The sequence below is a fragment of the Stenotrophomonas sp. 99219_Sma genome (assembly GCF_056480785.1).
Map to the genome: position 1 here is coordinate 846,891 of NZ_CM151117.1, position 19,577 is coordinate 866,467.

A 19,577-nucleotide genomic window follows, 5' to 3' on the forward strand; every position below is an offset into this window, starting at 1 on the left:
GAAAAGACCATGGGTCATAAAGTTCATCCGATTGGTATCCGCCTCGGCATTTCCAAGGACTGGAACTCCAAGTGGTACGCCAACAAGGCCGAGTTCGCTGGTTACCTGGCAGCCGACCTGAAAGTGCGCGAAATGCTGCGCAAGAAGCTGGCTCAGGCCGGCATCAGCAAGATCCTGATCGAGCGTCCGGCCAAGACCGCTCGCGTGACGATCCACACCGCCCGTCCGGGCGTGGTGATCGGCAAGCGCGGTGAGGACATCGAGAAGCTGCGCAAGGAAGTGAGCGAGATGATGGGCGTCCCGGCGCACATCAACGTCACCGAAGTGCGCAAGCCGGAACTGGACGCGCAGCTCGTTGCCGAGTCGATCGCCCAGCAGCTGGAGCGTCGCATCATGTTCCGCCGTGCAATGAAGCGCTCGGTCGGCAACGCGATGCGTCTGGGTGCCCTGGGCATCAAGGTCAACGTCGGTGGCCGCCTCAACGGTGCAGAAATCGCCCGTTCGGAGTGGTACCGCGAAGGCCGCGTGCCGCTGCACACCCTGCGTGCCGACATCGACTATGGCTTCGCTGAAGCCAAGACGACCTACGGCATCATCGGCATCAAGGTCTGGATCTACAAGGGCGAGGTCTTCGATTTCTCCCAGGTTGGCCAGGAAAAGCAGGACGACACCCCGTCGCGCAACGATCGTCACGATCGCGGCGACCGTGGTGACCGTCAGCGCCCGGCCCGTGAAGCGAGGTAACGACAATGTTGCAACCCAAGCGAACCAAGTACCGCAAGGTACACAAGGGCCGTAACGATGGCCTGAGCTGGAGCGCCAACGCTGTCAGCTTCGGCGAATACGGCCTGAAGGCAACCGCACACGGTCAGCTGACCGCGCGTCAGATCGAAGCGGCCCGCCGCTCGATCAGCCGCTACGTCAAGCGCGGCGGCAAGATGTGGATCCGCGTGTTCCCCGACAAGCCCATCACCAAGAAGCCCATCGAAGTCCGAATGGGTTCTGGTAAGGGCAACGTGGAATACTGGGTGGCCCAGATCCAGCCCGGCCGCATGATCTATGAAATCGAGGGTGTTTCCGAGGAAGTGGCTCGCGAGGCGTTCCGCCTGGCCGCCGCCAAGCTCTCGGTCACCACCACTTTCGTGACCCGTACGGTGCGCTGATGGATATCAAAACTCTCCGTGAAAAGTCGGCTGACGAACTCAAGGCCCACCTGATCGACCTGCGTAAGGAACAGTTCTCTGTCCGTATGCAGCAGGTCACCGGCCAGCTGCCGAAGACCCACGACATTCGCCGGGTCCGTCGCGAGATTGCTCGCGTCAAGACCCTGCTCGGCAGCACGAAGTAAGGATGGCCGCTATGAGCGACAATACTGAAAAGAAGACGCTGCGCACGGTCGAAGGCCGTGTCGTCAGCAACAAGATGGACAAGACGGTTACCGTCCTGGTTGAGCGTCAGGTCAAGCACGCGCTGTACGGCAAGTACATCAAGCGCTCGACGAAGCTGCACGCCCACGATGCCGACAACGCCTGCAAGGAAGGCGATGTCGTCCGCGTGACCGAGATTGCTCCGATGTCCAAGACCAAGAACTGGCGCGTGGTGGAAGTCATCACGCGCGCGGCTGAATAAGGAGCTGAATCATGATCCAGATGCAGAGCTACCTTGACGTCGCGGACAATTCGGGTGCCAAGCAGGTGATGTGCTTCAAGGTGCTGGGTGGTTCCAAGCGCCGTTACGCCGGCATCGGCGACATCATCAAGGTCACCGTGAAGGATGCGATTCCGCGCGGCAAGGTCAAGAAGGGTGAAGTGTATGACGCCGTCGTGGTGCGTACCCGCAAGGGTGTGCGTCGCGCCGACGGCTCGCTGATCCGCTTCGACGGCAACGCTGCCGTCCTGCTGAACAACAAGCAGGAGCCGATCGGTACCCGTATCTTCGGGCCGGTGACCCGTGAACTTCGTTCGGAGAAGTTCATGAAGATCGTCTCGCTCGCTCCCGAAGTGCTGTGAGCGACAGGAGATAATCATGGCTAACCGTATCAAGAAGGGCGACCAGGTTGTCGTCAACGCTGGCAAGGACAAGGGCAAGCAGGGCGAAGTCGTCCGCGTCGACGGCGACCGTGTGGTCGTCGCCAACGTGAACATCGTCAAGCGCCACACCAAGCCGAACCCGCAGGCAGGTGTTGCCGGCGGCGTGGTCGAGCGCGAAGCTTCGATCCATATCTCCAACGTGAATGTTCTGAACCCGGCTTCGGGCAAGGGCGAACGCGTTGGCTTCAAGGTGCTGGAGGATGGACGCAAACTGCGTGTGTTCCGCTCCAGCGGTGAGGCGCTCGACGCCTGAGGAATGAGAAGATGAGTTCCCGTCTCGAAAAGTTCTACAAGGACGAAGTGGTGCCGGCGCTGATGAAGCAGTTCGGCTACACCAATCCGATGGAAGTGCCGAAGCTGGTCAAGGTCACCCTGAACATGGGTGTCGGCGAAGCGGCCACCAACAAGAAGATCCTGGAAAACGCCGTCGGCGACATGACCAAGATTTCCGGCCAGAAGCCGGTTGTCACCAAGTCGCGTGTGTCGGTTGCGTCGTTCAAGATCCGCGATGGTTGGCCGATCGGCTGCAAGACCACGCTGCGTCGCCACAAGATGTACGAGTTCCTGGATCGCCTGATCAACATCTCGCTGCCGCGCGTGCGCGACTTCCGTGGTGTTTCCGGTCGTTCCTTCGACGGCCGCGGCAACTTCAACATGGGTGTGAAGGAGCAGATCATCTTCCCGGAAATCGACTTCGACGCCGTCGACGCGATCCGCGGTATGGATATCGCCATCACCACCACTGCGAAGACCGATGCGGAAGCGAAGGCGCTGCTGGCAGCGTTCAAGTTCCCGTTCCGTAACTGATCTGTCGAGGAAACCGAAATGGCAAAGACCTCCATGGTCAACCGCGACATCAAGCGGGAAAAGCTGGCAAAGAAGTACGCTGAAAAGCGTGCAGCTCTGAAGAAGATCGTGTCCTCCGTGGACGCGACCTACGAAGAGAAGATCGACGCCGCAACCAAGCTGGCCAAGCTGCCGCGCGATTCGTCGCCGAGCCGCCAGCGCAACCGTTGCGAGCTGTCGGGTCGTCCGCGTGGCGTCTACAGCAAGTTCGGCCTGGGCCGTAACAAGCTGCGTGAAGCCACCATGCGTGGCGACGTCCCGGGTCTGCGCAAGGCCAGCTGGTAATCCCAGCCGGCCCTGCGATCAGGCGCCCCTTCGGGGGTGCCTGAACCGGGCAGGGGAGGCATTCAGCTTTCCCGACGCAAAAAAACCGAAGAGCCCGGCGCAAGCCGGGCTCTTTTGGCGTATACTCCCGCGTCTTGCCCTGTGCAAACGGGGTTGTAGGAGTGGGCCCTTGGCCCGCTGCATCAAGGGACCTGGCCCGTTTCCAGGAGACAACAGATTTTCGCGAAAGCGGATATCGGTGCACTCAAAGGTACTCATATGAGCATGACTGATCCCATCGCCGACCTGCTGGTCCGCATCAAGAATGCGGCCGCGGTTGGCAAGCAGACGGTGAAAGCCCCGTCGTCCAAGATCAAGGTTGCGATCGCCCAGGTCCTGAAGGACGAGGGTTACATCACCGACCTGCGCGTGACCCAGCTGGAAAACAACAAGTCCGAGCTGGAAATCGTGCTGAAGTATTTCGAAGGCAAGCCGGTCATCGCGACCCTGAAGCGCTTCTCGCGTTCGGGCCTGCGCCAGTACCGCGGCAAGAGCGAGCTGCCGAAGGTCATGAACGGCCTGGGTATCTCCATCATTTCCACCTCCAAGGGCATCATGACTGATGCGCAGGCGCGCCAGCTGGGCGTCGGCGGCGAAGTCCTGTGCTTCGTGGCCTAAGGCGAAAGGAGTAGAACTATGTCCCGCGTAGCCAAGAAGCCGATCGACCTGGGTAAGGTTGAACTGAACGTCCAGTCGGACAGCGTCACCGCCAAGGGCCCGAAGGGTTCCCTGTCGCTGGCCAAGCCGGCCGGTATTGCCATCAACGTCGACAACGGCGTTGCCACCCTGAGCACCGAGAACGCCGAGCTGGTCGCACTGACCGGTACCGTGCGTGCGATCCTGGCCAACATGGTCAAGGGCGTGTCCGAAGGCTTCGAGCGCAAGCTGGAGCTGGTCGGCGTGGGTTACCGCGCTGCCATGCAGGGCAAGGACCTGAGCCTGTCGCTGGGCTTCTCGCACCCGGTCGTGTTCGTGGCGCCGGAAGGCATCACCATCACCACCCCGACCCAGACCGAGATCCTGGTCCAGGGTGCTGACAAGCAGGTCGTCGGTGAAGTTGCCGCCAAGATCCGTGCGTTCCGCAAGCCGGAGCCGTACAAGGGCAAGGGCGTGAAGTACTCCGACGAAGTCATCATCCGTAAGGAAGCCAAGAAGGCGTAAGTGCGAGTCCCTCGCAAGAGCCCGCACATCCTTGTGCGGACTCCTCAGGGAAAAGCCCAACCTTCAGCTTTCAAGGAATAATCAAAATGAACAAGAACATCGCCCGCCTGCGTCGCGCCAAGTCGACCCGCGCCCACATCCGTGAGCTCGGCGTCGCCCGCCTGTCGGTGCTGCGCACCGGCCAGCACCTGTACGCCCAGGTCTTCACCGCCGACGGTTCCAAGGTGCTGGCTGCTGCCAACACCACCCAGACCGACGTCATGGAAGGCCTGAAGAACGGCAAGAACGCCGACGCCGCCGCCAAGGTCGGCCGTATCGTCGCTGAGCGCGCCAAGGCCGCCGGCGTCGAGAAGGTTGCCTTCGATCGTTCGGGCTACCGCTACCACGGCCGCATCAAGGCCCTGGCAGAAGCCGCCCGCGAAGCCGGCCTGCAGTTCTAAGGGATAAGGGCAGGGGACCTGTGGTCTCCTGCCCGCCTGCTCGCCGCCTGAGTGAGGCTGGACGGCGCCACTCTTCTGCAGTGGCCCACCGGAACAACGCGACATTCCACAACCATAAGCGGCCCCGAGCCGTACATACCCAAACTACCAAGGAATCAAAATGGCAGAAGAGCGTCAGCAGCGGGGTCGCGATCGCGACCGTAACCGCGAAGAGAAAGTCGATGACGGCATGATCGAAAAGCTGGTCGCGGTCAACCGCGTCAGCAAGACCGTCAAGGGTGGCCGCCAGTTCACCTTCACCGCCCTGACCGTGGTCGGCGACGGCGAAGGCAAGGTCGGTTTCGGCTATGGCAAGGCCCGCGAAGTGCCGGTCGCCATCCAGAAGTCGATGGAACAGGCCCGCAAGAACCTGGTCAGCGTTGACCTGAACAACGGCACCCTGTGGCACACCATCAAGGATGGTCACGGCGCAGCCCGCGTGTTCATGCAGCCGGCTTCGGAAGGTACCGGCGTCATCGCCGGCGGTGCCATGCGCGCCGTGCTGGAAGCCGTTGGCGTGAAGAACGTGCTGGCCAAGGCCACCGGTTCGCGCAACCCGATCAACCTGGTGCGTGCCACCGTGAAGGGCCTGTCTGCTGCGCAGTCGCCGGCTCGCATCGCGGCCAAGCGCGGCAAGAAGGTGGAGGAACTCAACCATGGCTAATGAGTCCAACAAGACTGTGAAGGTGCGCCTGGTGCGCGGCCTGCGTGGTGCTCAGTCGCGTCACCGCCTGTCGGTGCGTGCTCTGGGTCTGAACAAGCTCAACGATGTGCGTGAACTGAAGGACAGCCCGCAGGTTCGCGGTCTGATCAACACCGTTCACTACCTCGTCAAGGTTGAGGAGTAATCGATCATGACTCTGCGTCTCAATGAACTGAGCCCGGCACCGGGCGCCCGCACCGAGCGCACCCGCGTCGGTCGCGGTATCGGCTCGGGCCTGGGCAAGACTGCCGGCCGCGGCCACAAGGGTTCGTTCGCCCGTAAGGGTGGCGGCAAGATCAAGGCTGGCTTCGAAGGCGGCCAGACCCCCATGCAGCGTCGTCTGCCGAAGATCGGCTTCCGTTCGCCGATCGCCAAGGACACCGCTGAAGTGCTGCTGTACGCGCTGGACAAGCTGCCGGCCGGTGAGATCGACTTCGCCGCCCTGCGTGCTGCCAAGCTGGTCCCGAGCACTGCAAAGAAGGCCAAGGTCGTCGTCAAGGGCGAAGTGACCAAGGCGTTCACCCTGAAGGGTATCGCTGCCACGGCTGGTGCCAAGGCTGCGATCGAAGCTGCCGGCGGCAGCGTAACGGAGTAAGAAAATCATGGCGCAAGCTGGCATCGGTAACCTCGCGGGCGGAATGGGCAAGTTCACTGAACTTCGCCAACGTTTGCTGTTCGTCGTCGGGGCTTTGATCGTCTATCGCATCGGCTGCTACGTGCCGGTGCCGGGCGTCAATCCCGATGCCATGCTTGCCATGATGCAACAGCAGGGCGGCGGCATCGTGGACATGTTCAACATGTTCTCGGGCGGCGCCCTGCACCGTTTCAGCATCTTCGCGCTGAACGTGATGCCGTACATTTCGGCATCGATCGTGATGCAGCTGGCCGTGCACATCTTCCCCGCCCTGAAGGCGATGCAGAAGGAAGGTGAGTCCGGCCGCCGCAAGATCACCCAGTATTCGCGCATCGGCGCCGTGCTGCTGGCAGTGGTGCAGGGCGGCTCGATCGCACTGGCCCTGCAGGGCCAGGTCTCGCCGTCGGGCGCTCCGGTCGTGTACGCGCCGGGCATGGGCTTCGTGCTCACCGCCGTGGTCGCGCTGACAGCCGGCACCATGTTCCTGATGTGGGTCGGTGAGCAGGTCACCGAACGCGGCATCGGCAACGGCGTGTCGCTGATCATCTTCGCCGGTATCGTCGCTGGCCTGCCGGGTGCGATCATCCACACCTTCGACGCCTACCGCGACGGCAACATCCAGTTCATCCAGCTGCTGCTGATCGCCATCGTCGTGCTCGCCTTCACCTTCTTCGTGGTGTTCGTCGAGCGTGGCCAGCGCCGGATCACGGTCAACTACGCGCGCCGCCAGGGCGGTCGCAACGCGTACATGAACCAGACCTCGTTCCTGCCGCTGAAGCTCAACATGGCCGGCGTCATCCCGGCGATCTTCGCCTCGAGCCTGCTGGCCTTCCCGGCCACCCTGGCCATGTGGTCCGGCCAGGCTGCCAACCAGAGCAGCTTCGGCCAGGTCCTGCAGAAGGTCGCCAACGCGCTCGGCCCGGGCGAGCCGCTGCACATGATCGTGTTCGCTGCGCTGATCACCGGTTTCGCGTTCTTCTATACCGCGCTGGTGTTCAACTCGCAGGAAACCGCCGACAACCTGAAGAAGTCGGGCGCGCTGATTCCGGGCATCCGTCCGGGCAAGGCCACTGCCGATTACATCGACGGCGTGCTGACCCGCCTGACCGCGGCCGGCTCGGCCTACCTGGTGATCGTCTGCCTGCTGCCGGAGCTGATGCGCACGCAGCTGAACGCCTCGTTCTACTTCGGCGGTACTTCGCTGCTGATCGTGGTGGTGGTGGTGATGGACTTCATCGCCCAGGTGCAGGCGCACCTGATGTCCCACCAGTACGAGAGCCTGCTGAAGAAGGCCAACCTGAAGGGTGGCAACCGCGGCGGTTTTGCCCGCGGCTGATTGGCCTGTTATACTTTCGTCTTCCTGACGTGATGGTCCCTCCGCTTCGCGGACTCCGGCCACACAAACGAAGGGCGGCCCCCGCAGCGGTTCCGGGTGGGGGTGTGATGAGGTGGTCCCGCGCTGGAGTAGCGCGGGCGGCTCCGGGGGAAACCCCAGGTCCAACCCCATCCGGCGCCGGAGCCTGGGCACACTCCCCAGGCCGGGTTCATGAAACCAATGGTTTCACGGGCTTCCATGTAAACCGGAACCTTGTTAGTATCGCTAGTTCACTTTTTTGATCCATCCTGCCGGATTGGCGTGCCCGAGGCGCGCTGTCGGCCATCACTCAGCTGGAGAACCGCGTCATGGCGCGTATTGCAGGCGTCAACCTGCCAGCCCAGAAGCACGTCTGGGTCGGGTTGCAAAGCATTTACGGCATCGGCCGTACCCGTTCGAAGAAGGTCTGCGAAGTCGCAGGCGTTGCTTCGACCACCAAGATCCGCGATCTGTCGGAGCCGGAAATCGAGCGCCTGCGCGCCGAAGTCGGCAAGTACATCGTGGAAGGCGATCTGCGCCGTGAGATCGGCATCGCGATCAAGCGCCTGATGGACCTGGGCTGCTACCGCGGCCTGCGTCACCGTCGTGGCCTCCCGCTGCGTGGCCAGCGCACCCGTACCAACGCCCGCACCCGCAAGGGTCCGCGCAAGGCGATCAAGAAGTAAGGGACTGAGAAATGGCTAAGCCCGCTGCTAAGACCAAGAAGAAGATCAAGCGCGTCGTCACCGACGGCGTTGCCCACGTCCACGCTTCGTTCAACAACACCATCGTCACCATCACCGACCGCCAGGGCAACGCTCTGTCGTGGGCGACCTCCGGTGGCGCTGGCTTCCGCGGTTCGCGCAAGTCGACCCCGTTCGCTGCCCAGGTGGCTGCTGAAAAGGCCGGTCGTGCTGCGCTGGACTACGGCGTGAAGTCGCTGGAAGTCCGCATCAAGGGCCCGGGTCCGGGCCGTGAGTCGGCCGTGCGTTCGTTGAACAACGTCGGCTACAAGATCACCAACATCATCGACGTGACGCCTATCCCGCACAACGGGTGCCGTCCGCCGAAGAAGCGTCGCGTCTAAAGGGAGCGATAAGAAATGGCTCGTTATATCGGTCCTACCTGTAAGCTCGCCCGTCGCGAAGGCGCCGACCTGTCCCTGAAGAGCCCGGCGCGTGCGCTGGACTCGAAGTGCAAGCTGGAGCAGAAGCCCGGCCAGCACGGCGCCACTGCCCGCAAGGGCAAGCTGTCCGACTACGCCACCCAGCTGCGTGAAAAGCAGAAGGTCAAGCGTATCTACGGCCTGCTGGAGCGTCAGTTCCGCAACTACTACAAGAAGGCCTCGACCAAGAAGGGCAACACCGGCGAGAACCTGCTGCAGCTGCTGGAAACCCGCCTGGACAACGTCGTCTACCGCATGGGCTTCGCCGTGACCCGTCCGGCTGCCCGTCAGCTGGTGTCGCACCGCGGCGTCACCGTGAATGGCAAGTCGGTCAACCTGGCTTCGTACCAGGTCAAGGCTGGCGACGCCATCGCTCTGTCTGAAAAGGCTGCCAAGCAGCTGCGCGTCCAGGAAGCCCTGACCGTCGCCGCCCAGCATGACCTGAGCCCGTCGTGGGTTGAAGTGGATTCCGGTAAGTTCACCGGCATCTTCAAGGCTGTTCCGGATCGTTCGGATCTGCCTGCGGACATCAACGAAGCGCTGATCGTCGAGCTGTATTCGAAGTAATTCACATTGGAGAGCCCCCGGCGACGGCCGGGGGTTCACTAGGAGAACCCGCAACATGACGGTTACCGCCAACCAGGTTCTGCGTCCTCGCGGTCCGCAGATCGAACGCCTTACCGACACCCGTGCAAAGGTCGTTATCGAACCTTTGGAGCGGGGTTACGGGCATACGCTGGGTAATGCCCTGCGTCGCGTGCTGCTGTCGTCCATCCCGGGCTTCGCCATCACGGAAGTCGAAATCGACGGCGTGTTGCATGAGTACACCACGGTCGAAGGTCTGCAGGAGGACGTGCTCGAAGTCCTGCTGAACCTCAAGGACGTGGCCATCCGTATGCACTCCGGCGACAGCGCCACCCTGTCCCTGTCCAAGCAGGGCCCGGGCGTTGTCACCGCTGCCGACATCAAGGTCGACCACAATGTGGAGATCCTGAACGGCGAACACGTGATCTGCCACCTGACCAAGGATACGGCGATCAACATGCGTCTGAAGATCGAACGTGGTTTCGGCTACCAGCCGGCTGCCGCGCGTCGTCGTCCGGACGAAGAAACCCGTGCCATCGGCCGTCTGGTCCTGGATGCCTCGTTCTCGCCGGTCCGCCGCGTCGCCTATGCCGTGGAAGCGGCCCGCGTCGAACAGCGTACCGACCTGGACAAGCTGGTCATCGATATCGAGACCAACGGCACCATCGACGCCGAGGAAGCCGTGCGCACCGCCGCCGACATCCTCAGCGACCAGCTGTCGGTGTTCGGTGACTTCACCCACCGCGACCGCGGTGCAGCCAAGCCGGCCAACAACGGCGTGGATCCGGTGCTGCTGCGCCCGATCGACGATCTGGAGCTGACCGTGCGTTCGGCCAACTGCCTGAAGGCTGAAAGCATCTACTACATCGGCGATCTGATCCAGAAGACCGAAGTGGAGCTGCTGAAGACCCCGAACCTGGGCAAGAAGTCGCTCACCGAGATCAAGGAAGTGCTGGCTCAGCGCGGCCTGTCGCTCGGCATGAAGCTGGAGAACTGGCCGCCGGCCGGTGTCGCCAGCCACGGCATGCTGGGCTGATATCGGTAATGCCTGAAGGCTCCACCGTTCGCGGTGGGGCCTTCAACGCAACACAACATGCCATGACGAACCCCAGGTTCGCGTGGCAGGTCGTCCAGGACGGGCGGCCAGGACCAACCGCAGTCCGCGCAGCAACGCCAGGATGGCGACAACGATCCGCACAGTCTCATCATTAACCAAGGAATATCACCATGCGTCACCAGAAGTCTGGCCGTAAGTTCAGCCGTACCAGCGCCCACCGCGAAGCGATGTTCAAGAACATGGCTGCCTCGCTGTTCAAGCACGAGCTGATCAAGACCACCCTGCCGAAGGCCAAGGAACTGCGCCGCGTTGCCGAGCCGCTGATCACCCTGGCCAAGGTCGATTCCGTCGCCAACCGCCGTCTGGCCTTCGCCCGCCTGCGCGACAACGAAGCCGTGGGCAACCTGTTCACCATCCTGGGCCCGCGCTACGCGAACCGTCCGGGCGGCTACCTGCGTCTGCTGAAGTGCGGCTTCCGCGCTGGCGACAACGCGCCGATGGCCTACGTCGAGCTGGTTGACCGTCCGGTCGTGGCCGAGGAAGTGGCCGAGTAATCGGACCGCTCCAATGCGACACAGCGAAAGCCCGGCCTCTGCCGGGCTTTTGCGTTTCCGGGGGCGGATCCCTTTCTGCAGGAAAGGGCTCTGACCCACACCGTTCCGACAGGCGTCACCTGTGGCGGTTCGAATGGCGCGCACTCTCGGTTACGCTTGGCGCCTGATCCATTCGAGCGTTGACGATGAATCCACTGCGCTGGCCCTTCCGCGCCCAGTTCTTCCTGGGCTTCCTGATCTGCGCGGGCCTGCTTGGCTACGCGATCTTCCTGCAGCTGAAGATGGGCCTGGAGCCGTGTCCGCTGTGCATCTTCCAGCGCCTGGCCTTCGCTGCGCTTGGCCTGCTGTTCCTGATCGGTGCACTGCATGGTCCGTCCAACCGCCCGGGACGCGCGACCTATGGCGTGCTGGCGTTCATTGCCGCCGCAGTGGGCGTGGGCATCGCCGCGCGCCACGTCTACGTGCAGATGCTGCCGCCGGAAATGGGGTCCACCTGTGGCCCGCCGCTGGCCTTCCTGAGCGAGACCATGGGGCCGCTGGAAGTGTTCCGCACGGTGCTGACCGGCACTGGCAACTGCGGCAACATCGACTGGACCTTCCTCGGCCTGACCATGCCGATGTGGTCGGGCGTGTGGTTCGTGCTGCTGGCGCTGTGGGCGCTGGTGGTGTCGCTGCGCAAGGTCAAGCGCTGAAGCAGGGTAGTGCCGGCCGCTGGCCGGCACACCGCGGGAATGCCGGCCAGCGGCCGGCACTATCTCAGAAATCCTGCTGCAGGCTCAGGTAGGCGCCGCGGCGCGGTCCCCATTGCGGGGCGAACACGCCGACGCCACCGCCATCGCGCAGCTGGTAGCTGCGGTCCAACGCGTTGATCACCGCCAGCTGCACATGCAGTGGATGGCCGCTGTCGACGTTGAAGTCGTGCCCGGCGCTGAGGTTCACCTGCAGGTAGGACGGCAGCTCGCCACCGTTGGGTACGCCCTCGATGTCCGAACGCAGGCCACTGCCGAACACGTAGTTGGCCCCGATCCGGTTGTGCCCGGCGAAGGCGTAGCTGAGGCCACCCGACGAGGTCAGCTTCTGGTCGTGGTCCAGGTGGATCCAGTGGTTGGCCACATAGGCCAGCGCCTCGGGATCGAGGTTGTACTGGCTGGTGATGACATCCGTACCGATGGCCTTGTTCAGCGCCGCATTGAAGTAGGCGCTGAACGGGCCGTTGCTGTAGTCGGCACTGAACTCCAGGCCACGGATGTGTCCGCGGCGGTAGTTGAAGGTCGAGTAGATGTAGGCGGCGCCGAACTGGCCTTCGTCCTGCAGGCGCGCGACGCGGCGGTCGTACGCATCCAGTCCAAGGGTCAGGTGTTCACCCAGCTGCTGCGAGACGCCGATGTCGTAGTAGTCGCTGCGCTCGGCCAGCGGCGTGTTGTTGCCGCCGCTGGGCTGCTGGTTGGTGGTGCCGTCGTACAGGGCGATGTCGCTGCTGGCGATCAGTTCACTGGCCGGTGGCGTGAAATAGCGCGAATAGCCGGCATGCACGGTGGTGCTGTCGCTGGCATTCCAGACCACGCCCACGCGCGGGCTGAGCTGGCCCTCGGTGCGGCCGAAGGCCTTGTAGCGGTCACCGCGCAGACCGTAGTTGACGGTCCAGTCGTCGCCGATTTTCCACTCATCCTGTACGTACAACGCCAGCGTGCTGGCATGGAAGGCGCTGTGGTCAGGAATCAGCAGCGGCGTGGTGCTGGACTGCTGGCCGCCGTCATCAACCGGGAACACCCAGCTGTTGCTGCTGGCCCGTGCGTTCTCGTAGTTGCCGTACAAGCCGTAGCGCAGCGTGTGGTCGTTGCCCAGTGGTGTGGAGAAGTCGGCCTGCAGGGTGTTGGCACGGTTGCTGCGCCGCACCTGCGAGGCGACGCCACTGAACACCAGATCGCCGATGACGTCCGGGTTGAACGCTGCATCGCTGTAGCGCTGCCCGGCGGACAGCTGGTAGGCGGTGCTGCCCAGCGTGCCCTGCAGTACCAGCATGCCGAAGCGGGTGGTCTCGCGCTGGGTCTCATCCAGCTGGCTGGAATCGAAGGTGGTGGTGTCCAGGTAACCGAACTGCGGCGTCTGCCCTGGATTGACCGGAATCTGGAAACGGTTGTTGGCGAAACCGGCGAACACACTCAGGCGGGTGTTCTCGTTGACCAGGTAGGTCAGGTCGGCGAAGGCCTTGCCCTGGTGGGTATCGTCGTGCAACGGCTTGCGCGAGTTGGTCGGATTCTCCAGGCCGACTTCGTTCTGGTCGTAGTTGCCGGTCAGGAACCAGCTCCAGCGTCCCTGGTTGCCCCACCAGGAGGCATTCGGGTTCACCTTGCCGAACGAGCCGGTGGTCAGTCCGGCGCTGCCACCGTTGCCCAGCTCGGCGCCATTGCGGGTGGTGATGTCGACCACCGCCGCGGTGCGCTCGCCGAACTGCGCCGGCAACGCGCCGTCCATCAGGCGGATGCTCTTGATGGTGCGCGCATCCAGGGTCTGGCCGAAGCCGGAAATCGACTCGGGCAGCAACACGCCGTTGATCCGGTACTGCAGGTTGGCGTGGTCGCCGCGCACGTGCACGCCGCCATAGGAATCCTGGACCACGCCGGGTGCCTGCAGCAGCACCTGGCTGAGCGGCGCGGAGGCGCCCAGCGGCTGCTTCTGGATGTCCTCGGCGGTGATCTGGTACTGGCTGCTGCCGATGTCCGGCGACAACGCGTTGCGGGCCTGGTCGAGCTGGGCGCTGACGGTGACCGTGTCCAGGTCCTTGACCGCAGGCCCGGCGCCATCTGCGGCGGCCGCGAAGGCGGGCAGGCTGGCCAGGGCCAGGGCGAAGGTGATGCCGGTAGCGAGGGGCGAGGGCTTCATGATGGGAAGAGTGATGGCAGGGCGTGGAAGGGGCCGGTCCATGACGTGGAAGTGTTACTCCGTAACAGATCATGCGCCTGCCTTGAGCGGCTGACCATGCGGGATCTGGCTGCTCGCATCGGCCTTTCCCTGCCGTTCAGGCGGCCTGGCCGAGCAGGTCGGCCCTTTGCGCCAACGGCTGGCTCTGCGACCATGACCGCCCCCCATCCCGGAAGTCTGCAATGAGCCTGTCCGCCGTTCCGCCCGTGCCCGATCCCGCCGCAGCCGCCACTGGCGCCGCCTGGTCGCCGGAGAGCTGGCGTGGCAAGACCGCGCTGCAGATGCCGACCTACCCGGACCCGGTGGCGCTGGACGCCGCTCTGCACGAACTGAAGCGGCTGCCGCCGCTGGTCACCTCCTGGGAAATCCTGGCGCTGAAGCAGCAGCTGGCCGAGGCGCAGGAAGGCAAGCGCTTCCTGCTGCAGGGCGGCGACTGCGCGGAGAACTTCAGCGACTGCGAATCGGGCACCATTTCCAACCGGCTGAAGGTGCTGCTGCAGATGAGCCTGGTGCTGGTGCATGGCCTGCGCCAGCCGGTGATCCGCGTCGGCCGTTTCGCCGGCCAGTACGCCAAGCCACGTTCGGCCGATACCGAGACCCGCGACGGCGTGACCCTGCCCAGCTACCGCGGTGATGTCATCAACGCGCCGGCCTTCACCGAAGCGGCGCGGCTGCCGGATCCGAAGCGGATGCTGCAGGCCCACGCGCACTCGGCGATGACCATGAACTTCGTGCGTGCGCTGATCGACGGCGGTTTCGCTGACCTGCACCACCCCGAGTACTGGAACCTGGAATGGGTGAGCCATTCGCCGTTGGCCGCCGACTACCAGAAGATGGTGGCCTCGATCGGCGATGCAGTGCATTTCATGGAGACCCTGGCCGGGGCCCGCGTGCACAACCTCAACCGCATCGATTTCTACACCTCGCATGAAGCGCTGCTGTTGCCCTACGAGCAGGCGTTGACCCGGCAGGTGCCGCGCCAGCAGGGCTGGTTGAACCTGAGCACGCACTACCCGTGGATCGGCATGCGCACGGCCGCTCTCGATGGCGCGCACGTGGAATACCTGCGTGGCGTGCGCAACCCGATCGCGATCAAGGTCGGCCCATCGGTGACGCCGGACCAGCTGCTGCGCCTGATTGATGTGCTCAACCCGCATGACGAGCCGGGTCGACTGAGCTTCATTCACCGCATGGGTGCAGCGCAGATCGCCGAGAAGCTGCCGCCGCTGCTGGATGCGGTCAAGCGCGATGGCCGCCGCGTGCTGTGGGTCTGCGACGCGATGCATGGCAATACCGAGAGCACCGCCAATGGCTTCAAGACGCGCCGCTTCGACAACGTGCGTGGCGAAGTGGAGATGTCGTTTGATCTGCACGCGGCCGCAGGAACGCGACTGGGCGGTGTGCACCTGGAGCTGACCGGCGAAGACGTGACCGAGTGCACCGGTGGCGCGCGCGAACTGACCGAACGTGACCTGGAGCGCGCCTACCGTTCGACGGTGGACCCGCGGTTGAACTACGAGCAGTCGCTGGAGATCGCGATGGCGATCGTGCGCAAGCAGGAACAAGTGCGGTAAGGGTTTTTCGGCAGGGCTTGCAGCCCTGCACCTGCTGCAGTCAACGTCAACGTCAACAGCGGGCATTCCGTGGGTTGGCGGGGCGGTGTCGGAGTGCGGGGACGCCGCAAGTACGTCCATGTAGGCTTGGCAGCCGCATCCATGCTGCTGACACCCCGCACTCCGACACCGCCCCGCCTCTGACAGATTCCGGCGGCTGTTGGTAGGTGTCGACCTTGGTCGACACGGTAGATCCACGCTATGCGTGGATGAATTTCCAATGGAATCGAATATTTCGATATCTGTGAGATTTGAGCCGAGCATGGCTCGGCTCTACAAAAAATGCCGACAGATCGCAGAAAACTGTCGAAGGCGGGGTGGGTCCGGTTGCGGGGGCGTGAGCCGCATGGGCCCGAGGCATGCCTCGGGCGGGTTGGGCAGGACGCCCAACCCTGGTCTTGCCGTGTGCGCAGGACTGCGCACACGAGCAAGCGGCGACCGAGCTTACATGGGTGAGGGCGCTTTGCTTGCGAAGCACTGCTTTGCAAGCGCCCGAACGCACAGCCGCCGGCGGCTGGGCCGGGCCCCGGAGGGGGACTTGCAGCGTCCCCCGCAACCGGACCCGCCCCGCCACCCCACAGGAAACCCGCTTCTGCTTCGGCTGTTGCTGTTGCTGTTGCTGTTGCTTCGGCTCGCAGCAGGTGCAGGGCTGCAAGCCCTGCCGACCAACACCCTCCTTACGAACGACTGACGTGACACTCATGCGTCATGCGCGAGGCTGTCCGCTTGCTGTTCGAGTGGAGGTGGCAACGGTGCACTGGCAAAGCGCACAGGCCTACGCATGGCCGTTGGGATTGGCAGCAGTAGTGGGTGGCATCGGCGCGTGGCTGATCCTCTGGATCTACCATCGATTGAAAGGGCGTGATCGCCGGCGTGCACGCATCGGTCGCGTGCTCGGGTTACCACTGGCCACCGCATGGCCGCTGCTGTTGTTGATCCCCGCATTGCAGACCACGCCACTGCAGGAGCCGGTGCTGGGCAACCTGCAGCATGTGCTGCACATCGCGCTGACCGCGTGCTTCATCTGGTTGCTGGTACGCGCGGTGGCGGCGGGCGAGCGCGCGATCCTGCGCAGTCATCCCATCGATGTCTCCGACAATCTGGAAGCGCGCCGCATCCAGACCCAGACGCGGGTGCTCAGCCGCGTGCTGATGGGCGGCATCATCGTGCTGGGCGCATCGCTGGTGCTGTTGACCTTCCCGATGGTGCAGAAGATCGGCACCGCGCTGCTGGCATCGGCAGGCCTGATCGGCCTGGTGGCGGGTATCGCGGCCAAGCCGGTGTTCGGCAACCTGATCGCTGGCCTGCAGATTGCGGTGACGCAGCCGATCCGGCTGGATGACGTGGTGATCGTCGAGGGCGAGTGGGGCCGCATCGAGGAGATCGGCAGCAGCTATGTGGTGGTGCGCATCTGGGATGAGCGACGGATGGTGGTGCCGCTGACCTGGTTCATCGAAAACCCGTTCCAGAACTGGACGCGGCGCAGCGCCGATCTGCTCGGCACCGCGTTCCTGTGGTTGGACTACCGTGCGCCGATTGCCGCGATCCGCGCTGAGCTGGAACGCATCTGCCGTGGCGAAGCGCTGTGGGATGGCCGGGTCTGCGTGACCCAGGTGACCGAGACCAGCGAGCGTGCGATCCAGGTGCGCCTGCTGGTCAGCGCGCGCAGCTCGGGCGATGCCTTCGATCTGCGTTGCCTGGTGCGCGAGCGCATGCTCGATTTCCTCGCCCGTGAGCATCCGCAGTCGCTGCCGCAGGTGCGTGCGCGGCTGCAACACGAAGATGAGCTGGATATGCCGCGCGGTCCACGTGCACGCACCGCGGATGTGCGTTCGCCGGGTGCTGAAGATGGTGAGGCGGCAATCGTGCCGGTGGAGCCGGAACCCGGACGGTAGCGCCGGCCGCTGGCCGGCAACTCCGGATCTGCCGGCCAGCGGCCGGCACTACCGGATCACGGCTCGCCAGCGTCGATCAGTGCGTCGGTATCGAAGTGCGGTGGGCGCCGCGCGCGCGTGCGCTGTTCGTAGGCGTAGGCCATCTCGATCAGCTTCGGCTCGCTCCAGGCGGTGCCCATGAACAGCAGACCCACCGGCAGACCATCGATCTGCCCCATCGGCACGGTGAGGCTGGGATAGCCGGCCACGGCGGCGGCGCTGTAGCTTTCACCGGGGAAGTCGTCGCCTTCGCTGCGGATCGGCCATGCCACGCCGGTGGTGGGCGCCACCAGTGCATCAAGCTGGTGGGCGGCGAGGGCGGCATCGATGCCTTCCGGGCCGGCCAGCCGGCGCGCATCGCTGCGGGCGCGGATATAGGCGGGGTCGGCCAGGCCGGCGGTGGCATCGGCCTCCACCAGCAGCTCCTGGCCGAACAGGCCCAGTTCCTGCTTGCTGTGCGCCTGGTTGAAGGCGATCAGTTCGGCCAGGCTGCGCAATGGTGCGCGGTGGGTGCTGAAATAGCGCTCCAGCCCGGCCTTGAATTCGTACAGCAGCAGCGTGCGCTCGGCCTCGGCCCAGGCGCCCTGGTTGGGCAGCTCCACCGGAACCACCACGGCGCCGGCGCGGCGCAGCTCGGTTGCCGCCTGTTCGATCAGTGGCGGCATGCCACGGTACTTCAGCAGCGGTGTCTGCAGCAGGCCGATGCGCTTGCCGCGCAGGCCCTGCGGGTCCAGTCGCGCGGTGTAGTCGTAGACCGCACGGCCGGGCATGGTCGCGGTGGCCGGATCGGCATCGTCGCGGCCGGCGATCGCGGTCAGCACGGCGGCAGCGTCGGCGACGCTGCGTGCCATCGGCCCGGCAGTGTCCTGGCTGAAGGAAATCGGGATGATGCCCTCGCGGCTGACCAGGCCGACCGTCGGCTTCAGGCCGACCACGCCGTTGATCGCCGCCGGGCAGACGATGCTGCCGTCGGTTTCGGTGCCGATCGCCACGCTGGCCAGGTTGGCGGCCACGGCCACCGCGCTGCCGCTGCTGGAACCACACGGCGAATGGCTGATGCGATAGGGGTTGCGGGTCTGGCCGCCACGCGCGCTCCAGCCGGAGATCGAATCATTGCCGCGGAAGTTGGCCCATTCGCTGAGGTTGGTCTTGCCCAGCACCACCGCACCGGCGTCGCGCAGCCGGCGCACCAGGTAGGCGTCATCCGGGCGGAAGCCCTGCAGGGCCAGCGAACCCGCACTGGTGGCCATCGGCGCGGCGTTGATGTTGTCCTTCAACAGCAGCGGGATGCCATGCAGCGGGCCGCGCAGGCGGCCGTCACGGCGTTCGCGGTCGCGCGCGGCGGCTTCCTTCAGGGCATCGGGGTTGAGCTCGATCACCGCGCGCAGGCGCGGCCCGGTGCGGTCCAGCGCGGCGATGCGCTGCAGGTAGGCCTGGGTCAGGGTGGTGCTGTCCAGTTCCCCGGCGGTCATCCGCGCCTGCAGGTCGGCGACATCGGTTTCGGCGTACGGGAACGGCACGTTGCGGCTCGCAGGTTCGGCCGCATGCGCGCTGGGCGTGGCCGGGCTGCAGCCAGCCGAAAGCAGCGCCGGCAGCGCGGCGAGCAGGCAGGTCAGCAGAGGCGGCAAGGACGGGCGCATGGGGCGGCTTGGTCGGCTCCAATCCCCAGTGTAGCCGGTGCTCAGCGGTGGCGCTTGCGCAGGTCGCGGGCGAGCACGTAGACCACGATCAGGTTGATCGCCAGGATCGTCCACGACGGCCAGCCGGGGTGGCGGATGATCGCGAAGATGTCGAAAGGCAGGTACAGGGCGGCGGTCAGGCAGCCCAGCCAGGAGGCCCAGGCCTTGGCCCGCCACAGGCCCCAGGCTTCGACCAGGTGCAGCAGGCCGTAGCCGATCATCCCCGCCGCGGCCAGGTGGACCGCGTCGGGGCTGATCATGTGCAGCAGCGAGGGCAGGGTGCCATGGTCCGGATCCAGGCTGAAACGCCGGATCAGGGCCATGATGCCGTGCCGTAGCGGCTGCGGTCCGAGCACTTCCAGCCCGGTGGCGGCCAACAGCGCCAGCATCGCCTTGCTCGCTTCGAGCAGGGCGATGACATGGAGACCCGGATGCCGGTGTGGATCCGGGTTGTAGCCGCTCTGGTTCACGGGGTGC

26 protein-coding genes are annotated in these 19,577 nt (G+C 64.6%); 23 read left to right on the top strand and 3 right to left on the bottom strand.

Annotated features, from left to right (window positions below):
* Window positions 1-9: 9 nt before the first annotated feature.
* The 21 genes from rpsC (at window position 10) to ACZK13_RS03940 (ending at window position 11,644) form a co-directional block, all read left to right on the top strand.
* The gene (gene rpsC / locus ACZK13_RS03840) at window positions 10-744 is read left to right on the top strand and encodes a 30S ribosomal protein S3 (RefSeq protein WP_004145350.1); all 735 of its coding nucleotides are present in this window, start codon (window positions 10-12) and stop codon (window positions 742-744) included.
* Window positions 745-749: 5 nt separating this feature from the next.
* Window positions 750-1,163, top strand: a complete 414-nt coding sequence (gene rplP / locus ACZK13_RS03845; protein WP_004154486.1) for a 50S ribosomal protein L16 — start codon at window positions 750-752, stop codon at window positions 1,161-1,163.
* A complete protein-coding gene (gene rpmC, locus ACZK13_RS03850) occupies window positions 1,163-1,348 on the top strand; it encodes a 50S ribosomal protein L29 (protein WP_004154487.1) in 186 nt (61 codons plus the stop codon). Before rplP ends, rpmC begins: the two co-directional genes overlap by 1 nt.
* Window positions 1,349-1,359: 11 nt before the next feature.
* On the top strand, window positions 1,360-1,629 hold the full coding sequence (rpsQ, locus tag ACZK13_RS03855) for a 30S ribosomal protein S17 (protein ID WP_004154489.1): 270 nt from the start codon (window positions 1,360-1,362) through the stop codon (window positions 1,627-1,629).
* An 11-nt stretch (window positions 1,630-1,640) separates the two neighbouring features.
* Complete coding sequence (rplN, locus tag ACZK13_RS03860; protein WP_010483978.1) at window positions 1,641-2,009, top strand: 50S ribosomal protein L14; 369 nt, start codon at window positions 1,641-1,643, stop codon at window positions 2,007-2,009.
* Between the two features lie 16 nt (window positions 2,010-2,025).
* Window positions 2,026-2,343, top strand: a complete 318-nt coding sequence (gene rplX / locus ACZK13_RS03865) for a 50S ribosomal protein L24 (protein ID WP_004154490.1) — start codon at window positions 2,026-2,028, stop codon at window positions 2,341-2,343.
* An 11-nt stretch (window positions 2,344-2,354) separates the two neighbouring features.
* A complete protein-coding gene (gene rplE, locus ACZK13_RS03870; protein ID WP_004154491.1) occupies window positions 2,355-2,897 on the top strand; it encodes a 50S ribosomal protein L5 in 543 nt (180 codons plus the stop codon).
* 18 nt (window positions 2,898-2,915) lie between these two features.
* The gene (gene rpsN, locus ACZK13_RS03875) at window positions 2,916-3,221 is read left to right on the top strand and encodes a 30S ribosomal protein S14 (RefSeq protein WP_005408209.1); all 306 of its coding nucleotides are present in this window, start codon (window positions 2,916-2,918) and stop codon (window positions 3,219-3,221) included.
* Window positions 3,222-3,479: 258 nt separating this feature from the next.
* Window positions 3,480-3,878 carry a 30S ribosomal protein S8 gene (rpsH, locus tag ACZK13_RS03880; protein ID WP_005408210.1) on the top strand — a complete coding sequence of 133 codons (399 nt, stop codon included), beginning with the start codon at window positions 3,480-3,482 and terminating at the stop codon, window positions 3,876-3,878.
* Between the two features lie 18 nt (window positions 3,879-3,896).
* Window positions 3,897-4,421 carry a 50S ribosomal protein L6 gene (rplF, locus tag ACZK13_RS03885; protein ID WP_010483977.1) on the top strand — a complete coding sequence of 175 codons (525 nt, stop codon included), beginning with the start codon at window positions 3,897-3,899 and terminating at the stop codon, window positions 4,419-4,421.
* An 80-nt stretch (window positions 4,422-4,501) separates the two neighbouring features.
* The gene (gene rplR / locus ACZK13_RS03890; RefSeq protein WP_024957318.1) at window positions 4,502-4,861 is read left to right on the top strand and encodes a 50S ribosomal protein L18; all 360 of its coding nucleotides are present in this window, start codon (window positions 4,502-4,504) and stop codon (window positions 4,859-4,861) included.
* A 160-nt stretch (window positions 4,862-5,021) separates the two neighbouring features.
* Window positions 5,022-5,564, top strand: a complete 543-nt coding sequence (rpsE, locus tag ACZK13_RS03895; protein WP_004145411.1) for a 30S ribosomal protein S5 — start codon at window positions 5,022-5,024, stop codon at window positions 5,562-5,564.
* Complete coding sequence (gene rpmD, locus ACZK13_RS03900; protein WP_004145412.1) at window positions 5,557-5,748, top strand: 50S ribosomal protein L30; 192 nt, start codon at window positions 5,557-5,559, stop codon at window positions 5,746-5,748. Before rpsE ends, rpmD begins: the two co-directional genes overlap by 8 nt.
* Before the next feature lie 6 nt (window positions 5,749-5,754).
* Window positions 5,755-6,198, top strand: a complete 444-nt coding sequence (gene rplO / locus ACZK13_RS03905) for a 50S ribosomal protein L15 (RefSeq protein ID WP_004154498.1) — start codon at window positions 5,755-5,757, stop codon at window positions 6,196-6,198.
* A gap of 7 nt (window positions 6,199-6,205) precedes the next feature.
* On the top strand, window positions 6,206-7,573 hold the full coding sequence (gene secY / locus ACZK13_RS03910; protein WP_005408215.1) for a preprotein translocase subunit SecY: 1,368 nt from the start codon (window positions 6,206-6,208) through the stop codon (window positions 7,571-7,573).
* Window positions 7,574-7,920: 347 nt separating this feature from the next.
* Entirely contained in the window at window positions 7,921-8,277 is a 357-nt protein-coding gene (rpsM, locus tag ACZK13_RS03915) for a 30S ribosomal protein S13 (protein WP_004154500.1), read from the top strand.
* Between the two features lie 11 nt (window positions 8,278-8,288).
* Entirely contained in the window at window positions 8,289-8,678 is a 390-nt protein-coding gene (rpsK, locus tag ACZK13_RS03920) for a 30S ribosomal protein S11 (RefSeq protein ID WP_004145443.1), read from the top strand.
* Between the two features lie 15 nt (window positions 8,679-8,693).
* The gene (gene rpsD / locus ACZK13_RS03925) at window positions 8,694-9,323 is read left to right on the top strand and encodes a 30S ribosomal protein S4 (RefSeq protein WP_004145446.1); all 630 of its coding nucleotides are present in this window, start codon (window positions 8,694-8,696) and stop codon (window positions 9,321-9,323) included.
* Between the two features lie 55 nt (window positions 9,324-9,378).
* Complete coding sequence (locus ACZK13_RS03930) at window positions 9,379-10,377, top strand: DNA-directed RNA polymerase subunit alpha (RefSeq protein ID WP_010483975.1); 999 nt, start codon at window positions 9,379-9,381, stop codon at window positions 10,375-10,377.
* 191 nt (window positions 10,378-10,568) lie between these two features.
* On the top strand, window positions 10,569-10,952 hold the full coding sequence (gene rplQ / locus ACZK13_RS03935; RefSeq protein WP_005408217.1) for a 50S ribosomal protein L17: 384 nt from the start codon (window positions 10,569-10,571) through the stop codon (window positions 10,950-10,952).
* Window positions 10,953-11,137: 185 nt separating this feature from the next.
* Window positions 11,138-11,644, top strand: coding sequence for a disulfide bond formation protein B (locus ACZK13_RS03940; protein ID WP_010483974.1), 507 nt, complete (start codon window positions 11,138-11,140; stop codon window positions 11,642-11,644).
* 64 nt (window positions 11,645-11,708) lie between these two features.
* Here ACZK13_RS03940 and ACZK13_RS03945 read toward each other — a convergent pair whose 3' ends face one another.
* Complete coding sequence (locus ACZK13_RS03945; RefSeq protein ID WP_478482273.1) at window positions 11,709-13,835, bottom strand: TonB-dependent receptor; 2,127 nt, start codon at window positions 13,833-13,835, stop codon at window positions 11,709-11,711.
* 221 nt (window positions 13,836-14,056) lie between these two features.
* On the opposite strand from ACZK13_RS03945, the gene ACZK13_RS03950 reads away from it, so the two are divergent.
* Together ACZK13_RS03950 and ACZK13_RS03955 are read left to right on the top strand one after the other, a co-directional pair.
* Window positions 14,057-15,448 carry a class II 3-deoxy-7-phosphoheptulonate synthase gene (locus ACZK13_RS03950; RefSeq protein WP_032129763.1) on the top strand — a complete coding sequence of 464 codons (1,392 nt, stop codon included), beginning with the start codon at window positions 14,057-14,059 and terminating at the stop codon, window positions 15,446-15,448.
* A 791-nt stretch (window positions 15,449-16,239) separates the two neighbouring features.
* Window positions 16,240-17,382 (top strand): mechanosensitive ion channel family protein, encoded by a 1,143-nt coding sequence (locus ACZK13_RS03955; RefSeq protein WP_253144856.1) that lies wholly within the window; start codon window positions 16,240-16,242, stop codon window positions 17,380-17,382.
* A 56-nt stretch (window positions 17,383-17,438) separates the two neighbouring features.
* On the opposite strand, the gene ACZK13_RS03960 is transcribed toward ACZK13_RS03955, so the two are convergent.
* Both ACZK13_RS03960 and ACZK13_RS03965 read right to left on the bottom strand, forming a co-directional pair.
* Window positions 17,439-19,061 carry an amidase gene (locus tag ACZK13_RS03960; RefSeq protein ID WP_049401441.1) on the bottom strand — a complete coding sequence of 541 codons (1,623 nt, stop codon included), beginning with the start codon at window positions 19,059-19,061 and terminating at the stop codon, window positions 17,439-17,441.
* A 41-nt stretch (window positions 19,062-19,102) separates the two neighbouring features.
* A complete protein-coding gene (locus tag ACZK13_RS03965; protein ID WP_005408223.1) occupies window positions 19,103-19,570 on the bottom strand; it encodes a DUF2127 domain-containing protein in 468 nt (155 codons plus the stop codon).
* Window positions 19,571-19,577 lie beyond the last annotated feature (7 nt).

Coding starts and splice junctions, on each gene's coding strand:
- rpsC (WP_004145350.1), top strand. CDS start 10: ATGGGTCATAAAGTTCATCCGATTGGTATCCGCCTCGGCATTTCCAAG.
- rplP (WP_004154486.1), top strand. CDS start 750: ATGTTGCAACCCAAGCGAACCAAGTACCGCAAGGTACACAAGGGCCGT.
- rpmC (WP_004154487.1), top strand. CDS start 1,163: ATGGATATCAAAACTCTCCGTGAAAAGTCGGCTGACGAACTCAAGGCC.
- rpsQ (WP_004154489.1), top strand. CDS start 1,360: ATGAGCGACAATACTGAAAAGAAGACGCTGCGCACGGTCGAAGGCCGT.
- rplN (WP_010483978.1), top strand. CDS start 1,641: ATGATCCAGATGCAGAGCTACCTTGACGTCGCGGACAATTCGGGTGCC.
- rplX (WP_004154490.1), top strand. CDS start 2,026: ATGGCTAACCGTATCAAGAAGGGCGACCAGGTTGTCGTCAACGCTGGC.
- rplE (WP_004154491.1), top strand. CDS start 2,355: ATGAGTTCCCGTCTCGAAAAGTTCTACAAGGACGAAGTGGTGCCGGCG.
- rpsN (WP_005408209.1), top strand. CDS start 2,916: ATGGCAAAGACCTCCATGGTCAACCGCGACATCAAGCGGGAAAAGCTG.
- rpsH (WP_005408210.1), top strand. CDS start 3,480: ATGAGCATGACTGATCCCATCGCCGACCTGCTGGTCCGCATCAAGAAT.
- rplF (WP_010483977.1), top strand. CDS start 3,897: ATGTCCCGCGTAGCCAAGAAGCCGATCGACCTGGGTAAGGTTGAACTG.
- rpsE (WP_004145411.1), top strand. CDS start 5,022: ATGGCAGAAGAGCGTCAGCAGCGGGGTCGCGATCGCGACCGTAACCGC.
- rpmD (WP_004145412.1), top strand. CDS start 5,557: ATGGCTAATGAGTCCAACAAGACTGTGAAGGTGCGCCTGGTGCGCGGC.
- rplO (WP_004154498.1), top strand. CDS start 5,755: ATGACTCTGCGTCTCAATGAACTGAGCCCGGCACCGGGCGCCCGCACC.
- secY (WP_005408215.1), top strand. CDS start 6,206: ATGGCGCAAGCTGGCATCGGTAACCTCGCGGGCGGAATGGGCAAGTTC.
- rpsM (WP_004154500.1), top strand. CDS start 7,921: ATGGCGCGTATTGCAGGCGTCAACCTGCCAGCCCAGAAGCACGTCTGG.
- rpsK (WP_004145443.1), top strand. CDS start 8,289: ATGGCTAAGCCCGCTGCTAAGACCAAGAAGAAGATCAAGCGCGTCGTC.
- rpsD (WP_004145446.1), top strand. CDS start 8,694: ATGGCTCGTTATATCGGTCCTACCTGTAAGCTCGCCCGTCGCGAAGGC.
- ACZK13_RS03930 (WP_010483975.1), top strand. CDS start 9,379: ATGACGGTTACCGCCAACCAGGTTCTGCGTCCTCGCGGTCCGCAGATC.
- rplQ (WP_005408217.1), top strand. CDS start 10,569: ATGCGTCACCAGAAGTCTGGCCGTAAGTTCAGCCGTACCAGCGCCCAC.
- ACZK13_RS03940 (WP_010483974.1), top strand. CDS start 11,138: ATGAATCCACTGCGCTGGCCCTTCCGCGCCCAGTTCTTCCTGGGCTTC.
- ACZK13_RS03945 (WP_478482273.1), bottom strand. CDS start 13,835: ATGAAGCCCTCGCCCCTCGCTACCGGCATCACCTTCGCCCTGGCCCTG.
- ACZK13_RS03950 (WP_032129763.1), top strand. CDS start 14,057: ATGAGCCTGTCCGCCGTTCCGCCCGTGCCCGATCCCGCCGCAGCCGCC.
- ACZK13_RS03960 (WP_049401441.1), bottom strand. CDS start 19,061: ATGCGCCCGTCCTTGCCGCCTCTGCTGACCTGCCTGCTCGCCGCGCTG.